Genomic DNA, 21,322 nt, shown 5'->3' on the forward strand with positions numbered 1-21,322 from the left:
AATTATATGTTATCGATAACATAATCAACTGTCAAAATGCGGGATGGAAACGGAATGCCTGAGGTAGAAATCTTGATGGCTGGAGCTTATCCGGAATGGGACATGGTGGATCTGGAGGCGAACTACCGCGTCCATCGCCTGTGGGAAGCGGCAGACCGGGACGAGCTGATTTCCAGGGTCGGCAAGGATATTCGCGCCATAGCGACCCGAGGCGAACTCGGAGCGTCTGCAGAACTGATGGCGCAATTGCCGAAACTGGAAATCGTCTCCTGTTACGGCGTCGGCACCGACGCAATCGACTTGTCCTATGCCCGCGCCAACGGCATTCGCGTCACGAATACCCCTGATGTGCTGACCGAAGATGTCGCCGATATCGCCGTCGGACTGCTGCTTGCCACGGCGAGGCAGGTCCCGCAGGCCGATGTTTTGGTCCGCTCCGGCCAGTGGGGCAGTGTCGCCATGCCGCTGGTGACGCGCGTCTCGGGCAAGAAAGTGGGGATCGCCGGCATGGGGCGGATCGGCAAGGCGATCGCCAAGAGGGCTGTCGCTTTCGGCTGCGACATCTCCTATTTCGCCCGCCATGACCACACGGATGTAGCTTACGCCTATGAACCCGACCTGATCGCGCTTGCGGATTGGGCCGACTTTCTGATCGTCATCGTCCCCGGTGGGGAGGCGACCATGAAAATCATCAATGCTGAGGTGCTTAAAGCGCTCGGTCCGAACGGCATCTTGATCAATGTTTCGCGCGGGACGACCGTCGACGAAGAGGCGCTGATCGCGGCCCTTCAAGACCGCACCATCCAGGCTGCTGGCCTTGATGTCTTCCTGAACGAACCGAGGATCGATGCCCGTTTCCTGACCCTCCAAAACGTCGTGTTGCAGCCCCATCACGGCTCTGGCACTGTCGAGACCCGCAAGGCCATGGGCCAACTGGTCAGAGACAATCTCGCTGCGCATTTTGCAGGCAGCCCGCTTCCAACTCCCGTCGTGTGAGGGTCCCGATATGAAAGCCATCGTCATTCATGCCGCCAAGGATCTGAGGATCGAAGAGCGCGAGCCGGAGGTTGCGGGCGCCGGGCAGGTGGAGATTGCCATCGAAGCCGGCGGCATCTGCGGTTCCGACCTGCATTATTACAATCACGGCGGTTTCGGCACCGTTCGCCTGCGCGAACCGATGATCCTCGGCCATGAGATCGCCGGCACGGTCAAGGCGCTGGGCTCCGGCGTCACCGATCTTGCCGTGGGAGACCGTGTCGCGGTTTCCCCGAGCCGGCCGTGCAACCATTGCCAATATTGCCTGAAGGGGCAGCAAAACCACTGCCTCAACATGCGGTTTTACGGCAGTGCCATGCCGATGCCGCATATTCAGGGTGGCTTTCGCCAGCGGCTGGTGGCGGAGCGCTGGCAATGCCACAAGGTCGCCGATGGCATCTCCATTCACGAGGCCGCCTTTGCCGAACCCTTTGCGGTGACGTTGCATGCGGCAAACCGCGCCGGATCGCTGCTCGGCAAACGGGTCCTTGTTACGGGTTGCGGCCCGATCGGGATGTTGGCGATCGTCGCGGCGCGCGTTCTCGGCGCCCGCGAGATCGTTGCGACCGACGTGACAGACAGCGTTCTGGCAATTGCCCGCACCAGCGGCGCGGATCGAACGATCAATGTTGCCACGCATGCTTCCGACCTTGCGGCTTACAGCGCTGACAAGGGATACTTCGATGTCATGTTCGAGGCGTCAGGCAATGAGCGGGCGGTGCGTGCGGGCCTGGAGACGCTTAAGCCCCGCGCCGTTCTCGTCCAGCTCGGCCTTGGCGGCGATGTCTCTATCCCGCAGAACATGATCGTTGCGAAGGAAATCGAGATGCGCGGCACATTCCGTTTTCACGAGGAATTTGCGCTCGCCGTCGAGCTGATCAACGCGCGCCGCGTCGATCTAAATCCACTGCTCACAGGTGTTTTCGGGATCGAAGAGGCCGTCGCCGCCTTCGAACTGGCGGGCGATCGCAGCAAATCCATGAAAGTCCAGATCGCCTTTTGACCGGCTGCATAACTCCTTAGATCGGAATCGATGTAGGGATAAAATTGCCTTCAAAGTGTTACGGCGCCGCGCATGTGAAAAGACGCGCGGCGCTGCAGTACTCAAGCGGACGGCGCGCCGTTACGATCCGTGCTTTCGCGCAAGACAACCTTGTAGCCGGTCAATGTGATCTCATCGCCGGTCGAGTTGCCGGTATGGAGGGCATCCAGCAGGCGGGCGGCCGCCTGACGGCCGATGCCATAACAATCGACATTGATGGTGGTGATGCGCGGATGACAGATGGACGAGATCTCGTAATCGCCGAAACCGGCAATGGCGATGTCCCGCGGAACCTTCATTCCCCGGCGCGTGCATTCCATGATGGCGCCGAAGGCGGAAAGGTCGGAGACGCAGAGAACCACTTCCGTGTCCGGCCAGCGCTCCAGCAGACTGACGATCGCCTGGCCGCCTTGTTCCATGGTGATGGGCGGGACGCCGAAGGAAATCATCCGTCCCGGTCCGAGGCCGAGTTCTTCGACAGTTTTCTGGAAACCGCTTCGCCGCTGGCTGCCGCGCGTATCGCGCGCCGTCGTTCCGCCGATATAGCCGAACTTCCGATATCCCTGGCCGGCAAGCGTCCGCACCAGCAAGGCCATCGCCTCGCCGTTGGAAAAGCCGACGACCTGATTGATCGGATTTTCCGGAAGTTCCCAGGTTTCGACAACGGGAATGCCGGCTTTTGCAAGCATGCGCCGCGCGCGTGCCGTGTGCGAACCACCGGTCAGGATGATGCCTTCAGGGCGGCGGCGCAGCATCGCCTCGATCAGTTCTTCCTCTTTCTCCGCCGAATAGTCGGTATAGCCGAGAAGGAGTTGAAGGCCGGTATTCTGCAGCGCATCGGTAATGCCCCGCGCCGTGTCGGAAAAATTCGAATTGTTGATCGAGGGCACCAGGGCGGCGATGAAACCGCTCCGCCGCGACGAAAGACTGCCGGCCGACAGATCGAGCACATAACCGAGCGCGTCGACGGCTTCCATGATACGCTTGCGGGTCTCCTCGGAAACGCTCGCATCCTGGCGAAAGGCACGCGAGACGGTCATGGCGGAGACGCCGACATATTTGGCGACCTCCGCCATCGTCAGCTTTTGAGCGTCTCCCGGCTTGAGACGCTTGTCTTTCGGCTCATCCTCGTTTTTCACTGGTCTCCGCTTTCACAAAGCTTCCGAGTTGGGCAATTCTAGACACGATAAAGTTATCGCTATCATCGCACAATCGATATTATTGCAGAAATGCACCGTTCCAAAGTCTGAAAACCAAGTTTCTTGGCAGCTTTTCGCAGAGGTCGGCGGACAGATGTCTATACGAAGCCCTCAAAACACGACAGGATGATATCGATAACAATTTGAAGGAAACGGAGGAGCATCATGTTCGGGCAAATTGACGGTACGGGTTTTGAGGTTCTCGACCCGCGCTTTGAAAGCTGCTTCGTCGGTCACGCTCGCGTCGAGCGGCTTTGGACGGGTGGCCGCTGGCTGGAGGGGCCGGCCTGGTTTGCCGCCGGGCGCTATCTGGTTTTCTCGGACATCCCCAACAACCGGATGATGCGCTACGACGATACCAGCGGACACACATCGGTATTCCGCTCTCCCAGCAACAACTCGAATGGCAACACTGTCGACAATCAGGGACGGCTCATCACCTGCGAGCATCTGACGCGCCGTGTCACGCGAACCGAATTCGACGGCAGGATCACCGTTCTGGCCGATCGAATTGCAGGCGAGCGGCTCAATTCTCCAAATGACGTCGCCGTCAGGTCCGATGGGACCGTCTGGTTCACCGATCCGAGCTACGGCATCCTCCACGACTATGAGGGCGACTACGGCGAGGAGGAAATCGGCGGATGCCACGTCTACCGGCATGATCCGGCAACGGGCACGACCGATCAGGTGACGGCCGATTTCGTCAAGCCGAACGGGCTGGCTTTTTCCCCGGATGAGACGGTGCTCTATGTTGCAGATACCGGCGCAACGCACCTGCCCGGCGGTCCGCGCCATATCAGAAGGCTCGCAGTCTCGAATGAGGGCAGGCTGACCGATCTCGGCGTTTTCGCAGAATGCACCTCAGGTCTGTTTGATGGTTTTCGCGTGGATCGCAAAGGCAGGATATGGACGAGCGCCGGCGATGGTGTCCACGCCTATGATCCGGATGGAACGCTGCTCGGCAAGATCCATATTCCCGAGGGCGTCTCCAACGTTACGTTCGGTGGAGAGAAATTGAACCGTCTCTTTATCACCGCGAGCACGTCTCTCTACGCCGTTTATCTCACGGCCAACGGGTCGAGACTGGGATAACGGAGAAAAAGGCCGCCTTCCGGGACGGCCTCTCGTTTGGTGCAGTTTTTCCTCATGCCTCACCGTTGACTGAGGCCGTCCGCCAAACGAACGAGGCTGAGGAAATCCGACCTGTAGCCGAAAGTGTCCGCTCCCCGCGATGCCGCGGCGAGATCGGCGATTGCCTGGTAAGAATAGGAATCGACGGCGGCAATCCGGCTCAGTTTCTGGCCGAAGGCGGCGACGGCCACCGAGAAACGGACATCCTGCGGCGCGGCATCGACGGCGGCGACGGCGTTGCTGTCATTGACGGGCGTGGTGACGAGAGCACTCTTATCCTCGCCCGGCCGTTTGTAACGCATCTTGACGAAGGCAAGCTCGCCTTGACGCGCGGTATCGGCGTTCTCGGCCGGCGCATTGTTGGCCGCGCCATAACGCAGGTCGTCATTCATGACCGCGGGGCTTCCCTTCGGCGTAATTTCGTAAATCGCCGTGACGCTGTGGCCGGAGCCGATATCGCCGGCATCGACACGATCGTTGTTGAAATCCTCGCGCTTCAGCGCCCGCGTCTCGTAGCCGATCAACCGGTACTCGGCGATCCGTTCCGGGTTGAACTCAACCTGGAACTTGACGTCGCTGGCGATCGGAAACAGCGTCGATCCGGCTTCTTCGACCAGCGTCTTTTGCGCCTCCGCCAGGGTGTCGATATAGGCAGCACTGCCGTTGCCGTTCTGCGCCAGCGTCTGCATCAGGGAATCGTTGAGATTGCCCCGCCCAAAGCCGAGAACGGTGAGGAAGATGCCGTCCCTGCGTCTCTCTTCGATGATCCGCTTCAAATCCTCGTCGCTCGACGGGCCGACATTGAAGTCGCCGTCCGTCGCCAGCATTACGCGGTTGACGCCGTCCTTGACGAAGGCCTGTTTGGCAAGATCGTAGGCCGCCTCGATGCCTTCGGCGCCGCCGGTCGAGCCGCCCGGCTCCAGCTTGTCGATCGCCGACAGGATCTTCGATTTCTCCGCCACGCGTGTCGGGGACAGCACGGTGCCGGCATTGCCGGCATAGGTGACGATCGAGACGGTATCGTCGGCCTTCAGCCTGTTGACGAGGAGCCGGAAGGCGCTCTTCAGCAGCGGCAGCTTGTCCGGCTCGTCCATCGAACCCGACACGTCGATCAGGAAGACCAGATTGGCATGCGGCGTGGTCGCCGGCGCGATGTCATAGCCCTTGATCGCCACATGCATCAATTCCGTGTCGTGGTTCCACGGGGTCGGCATCACAGTCGCCGTCGCCTTGAAAGGCTGGGCGGCATTTTCAGGACCCGGCCAGTCATAGGGGAAATAATTGATCATCTCCTCAACGCGAACCGATTGCGGATCGGGCATCGCCCCGCCGGTCAACGAGCGGCGGACGAAGGCATAGGACGCGCTGTCGACATCGGCGGAAAAGGTCGAGACCGGATCCGTCGAGACGCTCTTGATCGGATTGGCCGCGGCATTGGCAAACCGCTCGCGATTGGGATTGAGCTGCATCTGCACGCGCCCCTCCGCAGGCGGAGCAGGCGAGGGGGCGATGGCGGCCATCGGTTCGGCCAATTGCTGCTGGGGGGCGATGCCGGGAGCGGCCGGCGCAGAGCGTTTGGCCGCCCCGAGTGCCGTGGCGGAACCCTCCGATTTGTTCGTGAGGGTGGCGATGTCATTGGCGTCGAATTCGGATATCCGCGCGCCGGGTTTCGCGAGGGCCGGTGTCTCCTTGTCCTGCAGCGCTTGCGCGTCAGCGACAGATTGCTCAGCCAAGCTGCCGTTCTCGGCCGGTGCTTGCGGCGGAAGTTGCGGCGCGGCCTTGACCGATTGATCCGCCGTTGCGACCGGTTGTTTCGACGCTCCGCCTTGCGAAAGGTCGCCGGCGATCTCAGTCTGGTCGACGATCGGCAATCCGTTGCGGGTCAGCTCGATCGCGAGATAACCGGCGGCCGGAATGACGAGCAGCGTCGCAAGGGCTGAACCGGCGAGGAATTTCTTGTTCATGGCAGGGCTCCATATCCAGTTGATGATGGAGCTTTGACGCCAGCCTTTCGCATTTCCTTGGGGCGCCAGCGCATTATTTCCGGCGGTGTCGAAGGCCTGCATCGCCGCGGCAAGCGCGCGCGCGCGCGCCTCCGGCGTCGCTGCCGGCGGTGTGGAGTGGGAGAGCTTTTCGAGTTCCTTGTCCACGGTCATACCTCTTCCTTCCCAAGCACGGCCTTCAGCCTCTTGCGCGCCTCATGGACCTGCCAGGACACGGTCGCCTCCGAGCAGCCCATGATATCGGCAGCAGCCGAATGGCTGAGACCTTCGCCGTAAACGAGCAGCACGGCGTCGCATTGCCTCTCCGGCAAGGCGCGCACGGCCGCCCACAATTCGCTCGATATCTCGTCGTCATTTCCGCCCGGCGCATCCTGCGGTGGTTCGGCTGCGTAAGCGCGGAATGTCTGCTCCTCTCGTGCAAGCTTGCGTCTATGGTCGCGGGCGGCGTTGAGCGTCAGAGTGTAGAGCCATGTCCTGAAGCGGCTGGCGCCGCGAAAGCTGCGGATGGCCGCGCCGAGCTTGACGCAGACCTCCTGGGCAATGTCGTCGGCGTCCGTGGAACTGCCCGACCAACGCCACGCCGTCGCATGGACGAAATCATAATGGCGCGAGACCAGTTGCCCGAAGGCCTCCCGGTCGCCGCCCTGCGCTCGTTCTATGAGCTCCGCGTCCAATTCCGCACCTACCCCATGCTGCCAAGCAAGATGCTATTTCCAGATTGAGACGTTTCTCGGATGGCTTTCCTTGGGTCGATGGCCAAAAAATTATCGGGAATTTTGAGTTGGCGCGACATTCACGGGTCGCGACCAGACAGGTTGTTCACGCCACGTAGGCGCATGATGAGGACAGAGTCGGCCAGGGACATGACCTGTCACGTCCCAAATCGCGAAAGGACCTCCATGTCCGCTCAACCACCTGCCCCCACCGAAAAGGGCATCCTGCAGTTTCTCGCGATTTGCGATGCCTTCTATCCGCCAGACGCCGTTCAAGCATCGATCGAACAGCAGCGACATTGGTACGACGCTCTCTGCGCACGCTTCGATCGCCCGCTGCCCCCGGAGATGATCTTTGCGGACGGCATGCTCCAGCGCATACCGATCCGGCGTTACCGTCCGCGGAAAATCAGCACGCGCACCATTCTGCTCTATCTTCATGGCGGTGGCTTCGTTGTCGGTTCGCTCGAGAGCCATCATGCCATCTGCGCCGAGATTGCTGATTTTGCCGGCGCGGAACTTGTTTCGGTCGATTACCGGCTAGCCCCTGAATATCGCTGGCCGGCACAGACGGATGACGGCTTTACCGTGTTGAAACATCTGCTTTCCGCCAACAGCAAGGTCGTGCTGATCGGCGACAGCGCTGGGGCCAATCTTGCGGCGGGCCTTGCGTTGCGCGCGCGCGACGCGGGCCTGTCAGGCGTCGTCGGCCAAGTCCTGATCTATCCGGCGCTCGGCGGTGACCTTACTGCAGGCTCCTATGTCGAAATGGCCGCGGCCCCCGGATTGACGACGGCGGATGTCGCCTATTATCGCGAGATCTTGCGGGCGCCAGCAGGCAACGAGATTGCCGAACCACTGCAGGCAGCTTCGCTTGCCGGGCTGCCGCCGGCCTTCATCACGGTCGCGCATTTCGATCCGCTCCGGGACGACGGCCGGCACTATGCCGCCCGGCTCACCGCGGAGGGCGTCGAAGTCTGGTTCCGGGAGGAGCCGCAGATGGTGCACGCGTGGCTGCGCGCCCGCCACATGAGCGATGGCGCGCGGGACGGCTTCCGTGCCGTGTGCGAGGCCATAAGGCGTTTGGCAGTGGCCTAGAGCCTTTCCGGGTTAGATTGCAGCATTCTGCCGGAGCAGGTTTTCGTCAGGGCAGAGGCGATTGGCGACGGGCATACCCCTTGGTACGTCCGAGCCGATCGCCTTTGATCCTGGCGGAAAGATGCCCGGCCCTTCGGGTTGGCTGAAACGGGCCGGCTGATCGACCGGCCGACTTGGCCGTAGAGCCGGGCTACGACGCGCGCCGACCGGTCGACCATCCGACTCCGTTTGAGCCAACAGAATGCTGCAATCTAACCCGGAAAGGCTCTAACGATCACATCAGGTCACGCGCGATCCGCTTTTCCGCAAAGACCTTTTCGAAGATCTGCACATCGTCCTCGAAAGCGGTGACGACAGCGCTGATGATCCAGTCGGTCTGGGTGCAGGCAATGCGCGCGGTCGCGACTGTGCGGACGAACCAGCCGGGGCGGCGCATGTCGCAGGTCCAGGTCGACGTCCCGGTCATCGACAACGGATTATCGGGCGCAATCGACCAGACTTCCTCCCGCAATTGCCGGGTCGAGAGGCCGGTCTCAGGGTGTTCGGTGAGCCCGGTATCCTCGTGGATGTGATACTCCGTTCGGGCGGCCGAGAGATCGCGGACGACCTGCCGCTTCGTCGCGACGGCCGCGTGCTCGATGTATTTCGGCAGCGGATCGGGATTGGCCGGTTCCTTGATGTCGATCCGCTGGTGCTCGCCGAGCATCGGCAGCCCCAGGCCGAGTGCCGCGATATCGACCTCGATGCCTTCGTCATCAGGCGGCGGCAGGATCATCGGCCAATATGCGGTGGAAAGCGAAAGGCGGATGCGATGCCCCTTGCGGAAGCGATAACCGCAGGCATCGAGCACCAGCCGGATCGACACCTTCTCGCCTGGTATCAGCGGCTTGGGATCTGCATTGCCGTCGCGGTGAGTGAGATTGACGACGCCGAAGGCGACACGCGTTGCCGTGCCATCCGGATGGACATCGACGAGCCGGGCGCAGAGATTTCCGCCCGCCGTCCGAGAGCGCAGCGCAAGCGTGAGCACAGGCCGGCCGAGATAGTCGTAATCGCCAGCAAGCGGCATCGTATCGAAGATCAGCGAGCCGGCATCGTCCGAGCGTTGATCGATCGCCATTTCGGCATCGGGCTTCAGCGTAAAATACTCACCGGATGCCGTCCCGGTGTCGAGCGGAGAGCGGAGATAGACGGGATGCTCGGGCGCGTGCGGAATCGGCATGCCTTCCGTCAGCTTGCCGAACTGCTCGACATAGAAACACTGCATCTGCGGCGGCGACCAGACGTCCTTGGCGACCCAGAAACCCGGGTCGCTGTCGCGTCGCGGGGCAGGGCGGATGGCATCGAGAATATAGGCGCGGGCCTGCGGCAAGGTGTCGATGCCGTTATCCTCGCCACGCAGCCATTTGTTCCACCAGGCGATCGCTTCGCCATGGAAATCCGTGCGCGGCTTCGGCCAGGCAAAGTGCGGATATTTGTGGACCCAGGGACCGATCAGTGCCTTCGCTTTGTGGCTCAGGCCTTCGGCCGCCATCAGAGGCGTATTGCGGTAGCCGTCCGCCCAGCCCGCGATGACAAGCGCGGGAATCTCCACGCTCGAAAAATCCTCTGAGATCGAGCCGTGACGCCAGAAATCGTCGCGCCGCTGATGGGTCAGCCACTCCTCCATGAAGAAGGGTTCGCCGGCCAGGCGTTCCAGCCACATCTCCTTCCAGCGTTCGCCGACAAGTGCGGGATCGGGCGGGCGCGACTGGTAGCCGAGCATCGTTGCCGCCCATGAGAGCTGGGCGGAGAGATGGCAGCCGTTCTTGTAGTGGATGTCGTCATTGTAACGATCGACGGTCGAGGCGATCGATATGACGGCCTTCAGCGCCGGCGGTCGCAATGCTGCGACCTGCAGGCTGTTGAAGCCGCCCCAGGAGATGCCCATCATGCCGACCGAGCCGTTCGACCATGGCTGCGCGGCAATCCAGGCGATCAGCTCGCAGGCATTGGCAAGCTCGCTTTCGGTATATTCGCCGTCGATGACGCCGCCGGATTCTCCGGATCCGCGGATATCGACGCGCACACCGGCAATGCCTGCGGCCGCGAACACCGGATAGGTCGACTCATCCCTGAGGCAGGTTCCGTCCCGTTTGCGATAGGGCAGGAATTCGAAGACGGCAGGAACCGGATCTTCCTCAGCACCATCCGGCATCCAGATGCGCGCGGCAAGCCGCGTCCCATCCTTCAGGGTAATCCATTCATTCTCGATGGTGGCGAAGCCGCGCGAGGTCATGCTCATTCCTTGATGCACTTTCCGTGAGACGAGGGCTCTGCCCTCGTCGAGTCAGTTACCGGCGCTCTCCATGCGACGCGTGGCAAGCACCCGTTCCAGCCAGCCGATTTCCATTTCCGGTACGGATTTCAACAGCAGATCGGTGTAGTCGTCAAAGGGCGGGGAGAGCGCCGTCGATTTCGGACCGAACCGCACCAGCTTGCCACGATGCATCACCGCCACGCTGTCGGCAATCGCCCTGACGATCGCGATGTCGTGGGTGATGAAGACGTAGGACAGCTGTTCTTCTTCCTGCAGGCGCAGGAGAAGCTTGAGGATACCCTCCGCCACCAGCGGATCGAGCGCCGAAGTCGGCTCGTCGCAGAGGATGAGTTCGGGCTTGGCGGCAAGCGCTCTGGCGATCGCGACGCGCTGCTTCTGGCCACCTGATAGTTCGGCCGGGTAGCGGTCGACGAAACCCTTGCCCATTTCGATCTGGTCGAGCAACTCCTTCACCCGGGCGGTCTTCTCGGCACCTCTGAGGCCATAATAGAAGGTCAGCGGGCGGCCGATGATGTCTCGAACCGTCTGGCGCGGGTTCATCGCCGTGTCGGCCATCTGGTAGATCAGCTGGATACGCCTCAGATCGTCGTTCGGTCGGCTCTTGAGACCCGGCATCAGCGGTTTGCCGTCAAAGACGACGCGCCCGCTGCTCGGCGGCAACAGGCCGGTAATTACGCGCGCCAGGGTCGATTTGCCTGAACCGGATTCACCGACGACCGCAAGCGTCTGCCCCCTCGGCACGTGCAGCGTGACATCGTGCAGCACCTTGAAACCGTTGGAATATTCGGCGCTGACATTTTCGACCTTGAGAAGTGCTGCGGACTGGTCGGCCGCCTCCTCACGATAGGCCTGCCTGACATTGACGAGGGCGCGGGTATAATCCTCCCGCGGCGCCTCGATGATCTGCTGGACGCTGCCATATTCGACCTGTTTGCCATAACGCAGGACCATGATGTCGTCCGAGATCTGGGCGACGACGGCAAGGTCGTGGGTGATGTAGAGGGCGGCCGTGTGCGTTTCCTCGATGGCATGCTTGATCGCCGCCAGCACGTCGATCTGCGTGGTGACGTCGAGCGCCGTTGTCGGCTCGTCGAAAACGATGAGTTCGGGGTTGGAGCAGAGCGCCATCGCCGTCATCGCCCGCTGCAGCTGGCCACCGGAGACCTGGTGGGGAAAACGTTCGCCGAAGGTTTCGGGATTGGGCAGGCCGAGAACCCCGAACAGATAAAGCGCTCGCTCACGCGCCTTGTCCTTGGTCATCAATCCATGTTTGACTGAAGCCTCGATCACCTGATCGCCGAGCCGATGCGCCGGATTGAAGGCAGCGGCTGCCGACTGCGCGACGTAGCAGACCCGCGCGCCGCGGATCTGGCGGATGCCGTTCTTGCCGAGCGCGAGGATATTGTCGCCGTCGAGCAAGACCTCGCCGCCGGTGATTTCGGCGCCGCCCCGGCCATAGGCGAGTGCGGAGAGACCGATCGTCGATTTGCCGGCGCCCGATTCCCCGATCAGGCCGAGGACCTTGCCCTTCTTGAGGTCGAAGGAAACGCCGTCGACGATCGTCACCCGCTTGGGCGGTTCGCCCGGCGGATAGCTGGTTGCTTCGATCTTCAGATTGCGAACGGAAAGAAGCTCAGGCATCGCCGCGCCCTCCCTTGAGGCTGGATGTGCGTTTCAGAAGCCAGTCGACGACGAGGTTGACGCAGACGGCCAGCACGGCAATCGCCGTGCCCGGCACCAGCGCTGCCGAAATGCCGAAGATGATGCCGTCCTTGTTGTCCTTGACCATGCCACCCCAATCGGCCGCCGGCGGCTGAATGCCGAGGCCCAGGAAGGAGAGCGTCGACAGGAACAGGATCGAGAAGGCGAAGCGCAGCCCGAACTCTGCCAGCAGCGGCGACAGCGTGTTCGGCAGGATCTCGCGGAAGATGATCCAGAGCTTGCCTTCGCCGCGCAGCGTCGCCGCCTCGACGAATTCCATCACGGCGACATCGAGTGCCACCGCACGGCCGAGACGATAGACGCGAGTGGAGTCGAGGATCGCCATGACAAGGATCAGCACGACGATGTTTTGCGGCAGCACCGCAAGAACGACGAGCGCGAAGATCAGCGTCGGGATCGACATCATCAGATCATTGAAGCGTGACAGGACGGTGTCGATGAGGCCGCGCGAGACAGCGGCGGTGAAGCTGAGGATGATGCCGAGCGAGAAGGAGATGATGGTGGCGGCGGATGCGACCGTCAGCGTCGTGCGCGCGCCGTAGATCAGGCGCGAGAAGATATCGCGACCGAGATTGTCGAGACCGAAGATATATTGATTATCCGGCAGCTGCCAGACGTCGCCGACGACCTGCGTCTCGCCATAGGGGGCGAGCCAGGGTGCGAAGATTGCGAAGATGAAGGCGATGGCGATACCGGCCATGCCGATCCAGGCGGTGATGGGGATGTCTCTCAATCTCATCGCGGATGCCTCAGCCGGGGATTGGCGATAATCGCGAGGATATCGGCCGTCATATTGAGGAAGATGTAGACGGCGGCGAAGATCAGGCCGCAGGCCTGCACGACCGGCATGTCGCGCACGGTGACCGCATCGACCATATATTGCCCCATGCCGGGATAGACGAAGACCACTTCGACAACGACGACGCCGACCACGAGATAGGCAAGGTTCAGCGCGATGACATTGATGATCGGCGCGAGCGCATTGGGGGCGGCATGCTTGACGATCGCGCGGAAGGCGCTGAGGCCCTTCAGCTCTGCCGTCTCCATGTAAGCGGAGGACATGACGGAGAGGATTGCCGCCCGCGTCATGCGCATCATATGCGCGAGCACGACGAGCACGAGGGTCGCCGTCGGCAGCGCGATCGCCTTCAACCGCTCGACGAAACTCATACTGTCATAGACGGTCGCCGGAAAGGTGGCCATGCCAAGGTTCACCGCGAAGAACAGGATCAACAGGTAGCCGATGAAGAATTCCGGCAGCGAGATCGCCGCAAGCGAAATCACGTTGATGATCTTATCCGGCAGGCGATTACGGAAATGCACCGACAGCATGCCGAGGCCGACCGCGAGCGGGACGGATATCACCGCTGCGAAACCCGCCAGGAACAGCGAGTTGCCGAGGCGCTTGCCGATCTGTTCGCTCACCGAATTCTTGCTGGCCCAGGAAGTGCCGAAGTCACCCTGGACGGCGTTGCCGAGCCACTCGACGTAGCGCGTGGTTATCGGGCGGTTCAGTCCGAGATCCTCTCGAATATTGGCGACGGCCTGCGGCGTCGCCGACTGGCCGAGATAGGTGGTGGCAAAATCGCCGGGCAAAGCTTCCAGGCCGCCGAAGATCAGGATGGAGACGGCAAAAAGCAGGACGAGGCTGAGCACGAAGCGCTCGAGGATGAGGGCAAGCAGCGGAAAACGCTGCCGGAACCTGAGGCCGGGCAAGATGCTTGGGGCAGGATTGGTCATAGCGAGGACCTCGCGCTAAAACGTCGGGAGGACCGCGGGTTTTCATCCCACGGTCCCGGCTTCGTTAGAGATCGGAGGGGCATACGCCCCTTGCCATCAGGCGTCCAGCCAGACGCGGGTCGCGACGTAGCCGTTCGACATGTCGTTGCCGATGTCGTGGACATAACCCTTCACCTGCTTGGTGGAGGCGTTCACGAAGTCGTTGAACATCGGCAGGATCACCCCGCCCTCGTCACGCACCGTCATCGCCATGGTGCGATACATGTCCTTGCGCTTGGCTTCATCCAGTTCGGAGCGGGCCTGCAGCAGCAGCTTGTCGAAATCAGGACGCTTGAACTTGGTGTCGTTCCAGTCCGCCGTCGAGAGATAGGCGGTGGAATACATCTGGTCCTGCGTCGGACGGCCGCCCCAGTAGGAGGTCGAGAAGGGCTGGACATTCCAGACGTTGGTCCAGTAGCCGTCGCCCGGCTCGCGCTTGACCTCGATCTCGATGCCGGCCTTCTTGCAGCTTTCCTGATAAAGGACGGCCGCATCGACGGCACCGGGGAAGGCGACTTCGGAGGTTCGCAGGAGGACCGAGCCGCTATGGCCCGACTTCTTGTAGTGAAAGGCCGCCTTGTCGGGATCGTAGGCGCGCTGCTCGATGCCCTCGGGGAACAGCGCATAGGTGCTGTTGATCGGGAAGTCGTTGCCGACCTTGCCGTAACCGCCGAGGATCTTCTGCACCATGGTCTCGCGATCCATGGCGTATTTGAGGGCCAGGCGCAGGTCGTTGTTGTCGAACGGCGCCTTGTCGCAATGCATGATGAAAACGTAATGACCGCGGCCGGCGGTCGAGAGGATCTCGACATTGGGGGCACGCTTCAGCAAATTGACGGTCTTCGGGTCGACGCGGTTGATGTAGTGCACCTGGCCGGACGACAATGCCGCGATGCGAGCGGTGGCGTCGTTCATGCCGATGATTTCGATCGAATCGACATAACCCCGGTCGGAGCGCCAGTCGTCCTTGTTCTTTTCGAAGGTGGCGCGGACGCCGGGCTCGAAGCTCGTCATCTTGTAGGGGCCGGTGCCGATCGAGGCCAGCGGATCGTCGACGCCGCCATTCGGCTGGATGACCAGGTGGTAGTCCGACAGCAGCAGTGGCATGTCGGCATTGCCTTCGCTGAGCGTCAGCACGAGATTGCCGCCGTCGGCCTTGATCTCCTTGATCGAGCCGAGAACACCGAGCGCGCCGGATTCCGACTTCGCATCGGTATGACGCTTCAGCGTCGCAACGACGTCGTCGATCGTCAGTTCCTTGCCATTGTGGAACTTGACGCCCTTGCGGATCTTGAAGGTCCAGGTCGCCGCGTCCTTCGACGGCTCCCAGGATTCGGCGAGCGCCGGCACGGCAGCACCCGTCAGCGGATCAGACTCGACCAGCATGTCCCCCCAGCAGCGGCCGATGCAGAACATCACCTGCGACAGGAATTTTGCCGGATCGTTGGAATCGGTGGCCGCACCACCTTCGAGGCCGAGCTTCAGGTGGCCGCCGCGCTTCGGTTCGGCGGCTTGCGCACTTTCGGTAAAGAGCTTGTCGGCGACGGCAAGTGTGATGCCCGCCGCCATGGCGCGTCCCATGAATTCGCGGCGGCTAAGCCCGCCGGCGGTGACACGGCTTGCGAGATATTTCGTGTAGTCGTTCATTCCCCAGTTCCTTCTTTATGGTGCGTTGACAGAACTTCCGGGCAAGTCCGCAGGCGGTTTCCTCTCCACCTCCGGTGCCCGCATCATGCGGGAAAATAATGCGGTTGCTGCCGCCTGGTTATTTTCCTTTCCAAATGGGGCTTCGCTTCTCGGCGAAGGCCCGTGCGCCTTCCAATTGGTCTTCGCTCGAATAGAGCCTGTCGACGGTCGCAAACTGCCGCTTGGTGATCTTGTTCATGGCAGTCTGGAACGTCGAACCCTCCGCTTCGCGCACGATTTCCTTGATGGCCGCATAGACGAGCGGCGGCCCGCTCTCGAGCAGGCGGGCAAGCTCCCAGGCTCTCTCCATCAGCCTGTCGGCAGGCAGGACCTCGTTGACGAAACCCCAGCGATGCGCCTCTTGAACGTCGAGCCAACGACCGGTCAAAAGCATGTCCATGGCGATGTGGTAGGGAATGCGCTTCGGCAGCTTGATCGAGGCCGCATCGGCAACCGTGCCCGAACGGATTTCCGGCAGGGCGAAGGTCGCGTGCTCGGCGGCGATGATCAGGTCGGTCGACAGCGCGATCTCCAGACCGCCGCCGCAACAGATACCGTTGACCGCTGAGATGACCGGCTTGTTGAGATCGCGCAGTTCCTGCAGCCCGCCGAAGCCGCCCACACCGTAATCTCCGTCGACCGCATCACCTGATGCCGCCGCCTTGAGATCCCAGCCGGCACAGAAAAACTTCTCGCCAGCGCCCGACACGATGGCGACACGCAACGCCGGATCGTCGCGGAAATCTCGGAAGATCAACCCCAGGGCACGGCTGGTCGCAAGGTCGATGGCATTCGCCTTCGGCCGGTCGATGACGACTTCGAGTACTCCACCGTCCTGTCGTGTGCGAATGTGGTCGCTCAACCTATGCTACCTCCTCCGCCGTATCAGAGCATCGACTACGGCAACGCCACGCCCTTCGGGAAGAACCATCAATGGATTAATGTCCAGTTCCTCCAGGGATGCCGCGTTCTTTACGACATAATCTGCCGTTGCTGAGACAGCGCCGACAGCGGCTTCGAGGTCGCCTTTTGGTCGTCCGCGATAGCCATAAATCAATTTTGCAAGTTTGAGACGCGAAATCGCCGCGTGAATGTCGGTTTTCGTCGCCGGAAGCGGCAGGATGATGGAATCTTCAAGCAATTCAACGAAGATACCTCCCGCTCCAAGCGTGAGCGACAATCCGAAGACAGGGTCGCGGATGGCGCCGACAATGAGCTCGGCGACCGGTGGATCGATCATTTTCTCAACGAGATAACCGGCATTCGGCGGCATTGCCGCCGCCGCATTCGACACCGCCTTAGTATCCTTTAGGTTGAGTGCGACGGCTCCGGCCTCGGTCTTGTGTGCAATGCCGAGCGCTTTCAGCACGACGGGAAAGCCGAGCCGCTCAGCCTGCTCGGCCGCTTGACCGGGAGAGGAGGCCAACAGGCCCTGGGGAATCGGAAGGCCGAAGGCGGCAAGCTCTGCCTTCGCATCGGCTTCCGTCAACGTCTCGATCTCGCCATCCATAAAGGACACATCGAGCAGCGGCAGGGGAGGCGGGCGATCCCAGGCCTGGCCGATACCGGCGGCGACTTCCGCTGCCGTGATGGTCTCGTCGATACCGCAGAAGGCGATGATGCCATTTGCCATCAGCCGATCGGCGATAGGCTCCGGCATGTTTTCCGGAAGGGTTGCCAGAAGGCCGGCCAGCGCACCGGTTGCTGCAGCGGCTGTCATGACCGCGTCTGCCGTCATCGCCCATTCGGACGCATCGCAGCGGTCACCGCGGGGGAAGTCGAGGACGACGAGATTGAGGGCATAGCCGCCCTCGAACATGGCGCTGAAGGCTTCGGTCTGGCGTGCAAGATCCCCCCACACGAAGGTGTGGTAATCGAGCGGATTGGAAAGTGTCACCATCTCGCCGAGGACCCGCCGCAGACGGGGTAACTGTTGTGGCTGCAGCGCGGGGAACTCCACGTTGCGACCGACGGCGGCATCCGCCATCAGCGAGGCTTCGCCACCGGAACAGCTCATCGACGAGATCGAATGGCTTGCGAGCGATCCGGCGACATGCAGCAGCTTCAGGGTTTCGAGCAGCGCCGGCAAGGTCTGGACACGGCCAAGACCGAGGCGGGCGAGCACGGCGTCTGCGACGGCATCGCTGCCGGCGAGCGAGGCGGTATGCGACACCGCCGAGCGTTTTGCCTGCTCGGATCTGCCGACCTTCAGCACGACGACGGGCTTCCTCGACCGCCGGGCAATGGCGGCCAGGCGTTCGAGTGCAGAGAGATCGCCGAAGCCTTCGACATGAAGGCCGACCGCCGTGACGCGCGGGTCATCGATCAGTGCGCAGGCGACATCGGCAAGCGATGTCTGCGCCTGGTTGCCGGCCGTGACCACATAGGCGATCGGCACGCCGCGGGTCTGCATGGTCAGGTTGATAGCGATATTGGAGGACTGCGTAAGGATCGCGACGCCACGTTCGATACGCTGCATGCCATGCTGATCGGGCCAGAGCAGCGCACCGTCGAGACCGTTGATCAGCCCGTAGCAGTTCGGCCCGAGGATCGGCATGTCGCCAGCCGCCTCCAGCAGGGCCTGCTGCAGTTCGGCGCCGTCGCTGAGTTCCGCCGTCGCCTCGCTGAAACCCGATGCATAACAGACCGCCCCGCCGGCACCGGCCTCAGAAAGGCTGCGGACAATCTCGACGGTCAGCGTCCTGTTGACGCCGACGAAGGCGGCGTCAGGCGCCGAAGGCAGATCGGATACGGAGCGATAACAGGGCCGCCCGAGCACCTCTTCGAGCTTCGGATGGACAGGCCAGATCTCGCCGGCAAAACCCATGCGGTCGCACTGCTCGATCACCCTGCGCGCCTCGCGGCCGCCAAAGACGGCGATCGTTTGCGGTCTGAGCAGGCGGTCGAGCGGGCGAGGCGTCATCGGCTCACGCTCCCAAGGGTCTAAGCAGGTCGCGGCTGATGATATGCCGCTGGATTTCAGAGGTGCCGTCCCAGATGCGCTCGACGCGCGCATCGCGCCAGAAGCGGGCGAGCGGCAGGTCGTCCATCAGGCCCATGCCGCCGAAGATCTGGATCGCCTCATCGGTGACGCGGGCCAACATTTCGGAGGAGTAAAGCTTGGCCGAGGCGATCTGCCGGTCTGCGGAGAGCCCGGCATCGAGCCGCCAGGCGGCGGCGAGCGTCAGCCAGTCGGCCGCGTCGATCTCGGTTATCATATCGGCGAGCTTGAACGACACGCCCTGATTGGCGCCGATCGGCTTGCCGAACTGTTTGCGCTCGGCGGCGTAGGGCAGCGTCATGTCGAAGACGCGCCGTGCCCGGCCGACGCAGGTGGCGGCAACCGTCAACCGTGTGCCGTAGAGCCATTGATTGGCGATATCGAAGCCGCGATGCACCTCGCCAAGTACCTGGCTCGCCGGAATCCGGCAATCTTCGAAGCTGAGCGTTGAGTTGTGGTAGCCGCGATGCGAAACGGAATCGTAGCCTTTGAGGATTTCGAAGCCCCGCGTGCCGCGATCCACCAGGAAGGCGGTGATCTTCTTCTTGATGCCTTTCGGCGTCTCTTCCTCGCCCGTCGCGGCAAAGACGATGACGAAATCGGCGACATCGGCATGGGAGATGAAATGTTTCGTGCCGTTGAGGACGAAATCGCCACCGTCGCGGCGGGCGGCGCATTTCATGCCGCGCATGTCAGATCCGGCGTCCGGCTCGGTGATGGCGAGCGCGTCGATCTTCTCACCGCGCACTGCGGGCAGGAGGTAGCGCTCTCGCTGCTCGCCCTCGCAGGCCATCAGGATGCCGGAGGGCCGGCCGAAGAAAACCGTCAGCCCCAGGGAACCGCGCCCGAGCTCCCGCTCGACCAGCGTGAAGGTGAGATGGTCGAGGCCGGCGCCGCCGACTTCTTCCGGGAAATTGCAGGCATAGAAGCCAAGATCGATGCATTTGCGCCGGATCTCGTCTCCGAGCTCCGGCGGGACGACACCGCTGCGCTCGACCTGGTTCTCGTGCGGATAGATTTCGGTCTCGACGAAGGCGCGGACCGTCTCGACGATCATTACCTGTTCTTCGCTCAGTCCGAAATTCATGCCGATCCTCCTACCGTTTCTGGCCGACGTGACGGCCAACACCTTCAGGCGAGACCAAATTCGCATGCGCTTCGGCAATCGACTTGACTTTGTCGAGAATGACGGCCGGCGCCGGTGTCGCCTTGCCGGCCTTGCTGTCGACATGCAGCAACATGTGCTCGGCGGTTGCCAGAGCTTCGCCCGTCACTGTGTCGTGGAGGGTGTGGAAGACATGCAGCCGCTTCTCGTCGACGGAGAGGATCTGGCAGGTCGAATGGATCGCCTGGCCGAGCTTCGCCTCGCCGAGATGGCGGATGTGGGTTTCCACCGTGTAATAGCTCCGCCCCGCCTCGACATAGGCGAGATCAACGCCGATGAGGCGCAGCAATGCATCCGAGGTATCCCCGAAAACCTGCAGATAACGGTGTTCGGTCATATGGCCGTTATAGTCGACCCAGGCGGGGCCGACTTTCGTCTCGACTAGCCGCAGCGGCTTCAACGGGTCGAAAGACGTATTTGCCCTGCCGGCTTCTGCCCACAGCGATTGCTCGAAGTCTTTCAGCAGCTTGCCGGCGCCCCAGCCCTCGCCGTCGTGACCGCCCTTCAGGGCCTGCAGGATGCCGACGAGGTTTTCGTCGCGGATGCGTTCGAGCTCGCGGATCGACAGTCCAGCCGCCTGTTCATCGGATTGCCGGCCGATCTTTTCGATCAGTGCATCGTCGAGATCGACGACATCGGTGAGCTTGGTCCACGGCCAGGCGAGGCATGGACCGAATTGGGCAAGGAAGTGGCGCATGCCAGCCTCGCCGCCGGCAATGCGGTAGGTCTGGAACAGGCCCATCTGCGCCCAGCGCAGGCCGAAAGAGTAGCGGATGACGTCATCAAGCGTCTCGACGGTGCAGATATCGTCGTGGATCAGCCACAAGGCCTCGCGCCAGAGCGCTTCGAGCAGCCGGTCGCCGACAAAGGCCTCGATCTCCTTGGCGATGTGGACGCCCTTCATGCCGATCGGCACCAGTCTTTCCATCGCCGCCCGGATGGTCGCCGCCGAGGTTTTTTCGCCACCGACGATTTCGACGAGCGGCAGCAGATAGACGGGATTATAGGGGTGGGCGACGAAGAGGCGTTCGGGATGCTTCATGTCGCGCTGCAGATCGGTCGGCAGCAGGCCTGAGGTGGAAGAGCCGATCAGGGCGTCCGGGCGCGCCACAGCATCGATCTCCGTCAGGACGCCGCGCTTGAGGTCGAGCCTTTCCGGCACGCTTTCCTGAATCCAGTCGGCGCCGGCGACGGCTTCCTCGAGCGTCTTGCAGAAGGTCAGCCTGCCGCGCGGCGGCAGCGGTGCTCCGGTCAGCATGGCATAGGCTTTTTCGGCGTTGGCAAGCACTTCGCCGACGATGCGGCTCGCTTCCGGATGCGGATCGAACACGTTCACGTCGATGCCGGCTAGCAGAAATCGCGCGATCCATCCGCCGCCGATGACGCCGCCGCCGATACAAGCCGCTTTGGTGATCCCTGTCATGCTGT

The 21,322-nt window shown here is 62.2% G+C and carries 16 protein-coding genes; 4 read left to right on the top strand and 12 right to left on the bottom strand.

Translation table 11 applies throughout. The features are described 5' to 3' along the window. Positions 1 to 54 precede the first annotated feature (54 nt). Both ACD590_RS33990 and ACD590_RS33995 read left to right on the top strand, forming a co-directional pair. On the top strand, positions 55 to 996 hold the full coding sequence (locus tag ACD590_RS33990) for a 2-hydroxyacid dehydrogenase (RefSeq protein WP_018246838.1): 942 nt from the start codon (positions 55 to 57) through the stop codon (positions 994 to 996). Positions 997 to 1,006: 10 nt separating this feature from the next. Beyond that, positions 1,007 to 2,038: an L-idonate 5-dehydrogenase gene (locus ACD590_RS33995; RefSeq protein ID WP_028732402.1), complete on the top strand. Its 1,032-nt coding sequence runs from the start codon at positions 1,007 to 1,009 to the stop codon at positions 2,036 to 2,038. A 101-nt stretch (positions 2,039 to 2,139) separates the two neighbouring features. On the opposite strand, the gene ACD590_RS34000 is transcribed toward ACD590_RS33995, so the two are convergent. Further along, positions 2,140 to 3,216 (bottom strand): LacI family DNA-binding transcriptional regulator, encoded by a 1,077-nt coding sequence (locus ACD590_RS34000; protein ID WP_018246836.1) that lies wholly within the window; start codon positions 3,214 to 3,216, stop codon positions 2,140 to 2,142. Positions 3,217 to 3,441: 225 nt separating this feature from the next. Between ACD590_RS34000 and ACD590_RS34005 the strand changes: the two genes are divergently transcribed. Beyond that, a complete protein-coding gene (locus ACD590_RS34005; protein ID WP_018246835.1) occupies positions 3,442 to 4,368 on the top strand; it encodes an SMP-30/gluconolactonase/LRE family protein in 927 nt (308 codons plus the stop codon). 59 nt (positions 4,369 to 4,427) lie between these two features. On the opposite strand, the gene ACD590_RS34010 is transcribed toward ACD590_RS34005, so the two are convergent. After that, complete coding sequence (locus tag ACD590_RS34010; RefSeq protein WP_018246834.1) at positions 4,428 to 6,563, bottom strand: vWA domain-containing protein; 2,136 nt, start codon at positions 6,561 to 6,563, stop codon at positions 4,428 to 4,430. Next, positions 6,560 to 7,084, bottom strand: coding sequence for an RNA polymerase sigma factor (locus tag ACD590_RS34015; protein WP_018246833.1), 525 nt, complete (start codon positions 7,082 to 7,084; stop codon positions 6,560 to 6,562). Before ACD590_RS34015 ends, ACD590_RS34010 begins: the two co-directional genes overlap by 4 nt. 225 nt (positions 7,085 to 7,309) lie before the next feature. On the opposite strand from ACD590_RS34015, the gene ACD590_RS34020 reads away from it, so the two are divergent. Next, positions 7,310 to 8,221 carry an alpha/beta hydrolase gene (locus tag ACD590_RS34020; RefSeq protein ID WP_018246832.1) on the top strand — a complete coding sequence of 304 codons (912 nt, stop codon included), beginning with the start codon at positions 7,310 to 7,312 and terminating at the stop codon, positions 8,219 to 8,221. Between the two features lie 274 nt (positions 8,222 to 8,495). Here ACD590_RS34020 and ACD590_RS34025 read toward each other — a convergent pair whose 3' ends face one another. The 9 genes from ACD590_RS34025 to ACD590_RS34065 form a co-directional block, all read right to left on the bottom strand. Further along, positions 8,496 to 10,499 carry a CocE/NonD family hydrolase gene (locus ACD590_RS34025; protein WP_439004401.1) on the bottom strand — a complete coding sequence of 668 codons (2,004 nt, stop codon included), beginning with the start codon at positions 10,497 to 10,499 and terminating at the stop codon, positions 8,496 to 8,498. A 51-nt stretch (positions 10,500 to 10,550) separates the two neighbouring features. Continuing rightward, positions 10,551 to 12,182 (bottom strand): ABC transporter ATP-binding protein, encoded by a 1,632-nt coding sequence (locus ACD590_RS34030; protein WP_018246830.1) that lies wholly within the window; start codon positions 12,180 to 12,182, stop codon positions 10,551 to 10,553. Next, positions 12,175 to 13,002 (bottom strand): ABC transporter permease, encoded by an 828-nt coding sequence (locus ACD590_RS34035; RefSeq protein ID WP_018246829.1) that lies wholly within the window; start codon positions 13,000 to 13,002, stop codon positions 12,175 to 12,177. Before ACD590_RS34035 ends, ACD590_RS34030 begins: the two co-directional genes overlap by 8 nt. Beyond that, positions 12,999 to 14,003, bottom strand: a complete 1,005-nt coding sequence (locus tag ACD590_RS34040) for an ABC transporter permease (protein ID WP_018246828.1) — start codon at positions 14,001 to 14,003, stop codon at positions 12,999 to 13,001. The genes ACD590_RS34035 and ACD590_RS34040 overlap by 4 nt, the downstream gene beginning before the upstream one ends. Before the next feature lie 96 nt (positions 14,004 to 14,099). Beyond that, positions 14,100 to 15,689, bottom strand: coding sequence for an ABC transporter substrate-binding protein (locus ACD590_RS34045; RefSeq protein WP_018246827.1), 1,590 nt, complete (start codon positions 15,687 to 15,689; stop codon positions 14,100 to 14,102). 118 nt (positions 15,690 to 15,807) lie between these two features. Further along, positions 15,808 to 16,590, bottom strand: a complete 783-nt coding sequence (locus ACD590_RS34050) for a carnitinyl-CoA dehydratase (RefSeq protein ID WP_439004310.1) — start codon at positions 16,588 to 16,590, stop codon at positions 15,808 to 15,810. 6 nt (positions 16,591 to 16,596) lie between these two features. Continuing rightward, the gene (locus ACD590_RS34055; protein WP_439004311.1) at positions 16,597 to 18,651 is read right to left on the bottom strand and encodes an acetate--CoA ligase family protein; all 2,055 of its coding nucleotides are present in this window, start codon (positions 18,649 to 18,651) and stop codon (positions 16,597 to 16,599) included. A gap of 4 nt (positions 18,652 to 18,655) precedes the next feature. Further along, on the bottom strand, positions 18,656 to 19,816 hold the full coding sequence (locus ACD590_RS34060; protein ID WP_018246824.1) for an acyl-CoA dehydrogenase family protein: 1,161 nt from the start codon (positions 19,814 to 19,816) through the stop codon (positions 18,656 to 18,658). Positions 19,817 to 19,826: 10 nt separating this feature from the next. Continuing rightward, positions 19,827 to 21,317 (bottom strand): carnitine 3-dehydrogenase, encoded by a 1,491-nt coding sequence (locus ACD590_RS34065; RefSeq protein WP_128408923.1) that lies wholly within the window; start codon positions 21,315 to 21,317, stop codon positions 19,827 to 19,829. Positions 21,318 to 21,322 lie beyond the last annotated feature (5 nt).

It is taken from the genome of Rhizobium sp. 862_C5_N1_2, assembly GCF_051811205.1.
GTDB classification, from domain to species: Bacteria; Pseudomonadota; Alphaproteobacteria; order Rhizobiales; family Rhizobiaceae; genus Rhizobium; species Rhizobium leguminosarum.

Excerpts from the sequence above, each read along its gene's own strand:
- ACD590_RS34030 (WP_018246830.1), bottom strand. The coding sequence starts at position 12,182 with ATGCCTGAGCTTCTTTCCGTTCGCAATCTGAAGATCGAAGCAACCAGC.
- ACD590_RS33990 (WP_018246838.1), top strand. The coding sequence starts at position 55 with ATGCCTGAGGTAGAAATCTTGATGGCTGGAGCTTATCCGGAATGGGAC.
- ACD590_RS34055 (WP_439004311.1), bottom strand. The coding sequence starts at position 18,651 with ATGACGCCTCGCCCGCTCGACCGCCTGCTCAGACCGCAAACGATCGCC.
- ACD590_RS34025 (WP_439004401.1), bottom strand. The coding sequence starts at position 10,499 with ATGACCTCGCGCGGCTTCGCCACCATCGAGAATGAATGGATTACCCTG.
- ACD590_RS34065 (WP_128408923.1), bottom strand. The coding sequence starts at position 21,317 with ATGACAGGGATCACCAAAGCGGCTTGTATCGGCGGCGGCGTCATCGGC.
- ACD590_RS33995 (WP_028732402.1), top strand. The coding sequence starts at position 1,007 with ATGAAAGCCATCGTCATTCATGCCGCCAAGGATCTGAGGATCGAAGAG.
- ACD590_RS34005 (WP_018246835.1), top strand. The coding sequence starts at position 3,442 with ATGTTCGGGCAAATTGACGGTACGGGTTTTGAGGTTCTCGACCCGCGC.
- ACD590_RS34045 (WP_018246827.1), bottom strand. The coding sequence starts at position 15,689 with ATGAACGACTACACGAAATATCTCGCAAGCCGTGTCACCGCCGGCGGG.
- ACD590_RS34020 (WP_018246832.1), top strand. The coding sequence starts at position 7,310 with ATGTCCGCTCAACCACCTGCCCCCACCGAAAAGGGCATCCTGCAGTTT.
- ACD590_RS34010 (WP_018246834.1), bottom strand. The coding sequence starts at position 6,563 with ATGACCGTGGACAAGGAACTCGAAAAGCTCTCCCACTCCACACCGCCG.
- ACD590_RS34060 (WP_018246824.1), bottom strand. The coding sequence starts at position 19,816 with ATGAATTTCGGACTGAGCGAAGAACAGGTAATGATCGTCGAGACGGTC.
- ACD590_RS34035 (WP_018246829.1), bottom strand. The coding sequence starts at position 13,002 with ATGAGATTGAGAGACATCCCCATCACCGCCTGGATCGGCATGGCCGGT.
- ACD590_RS34040 (WP_018246828.1), bottom strand. The coding sequence starts at position 14,003 with ATGACCAATCCTGCCCCAAGCATCTTGCCCGGCCTCAGGTTCCGGCAG.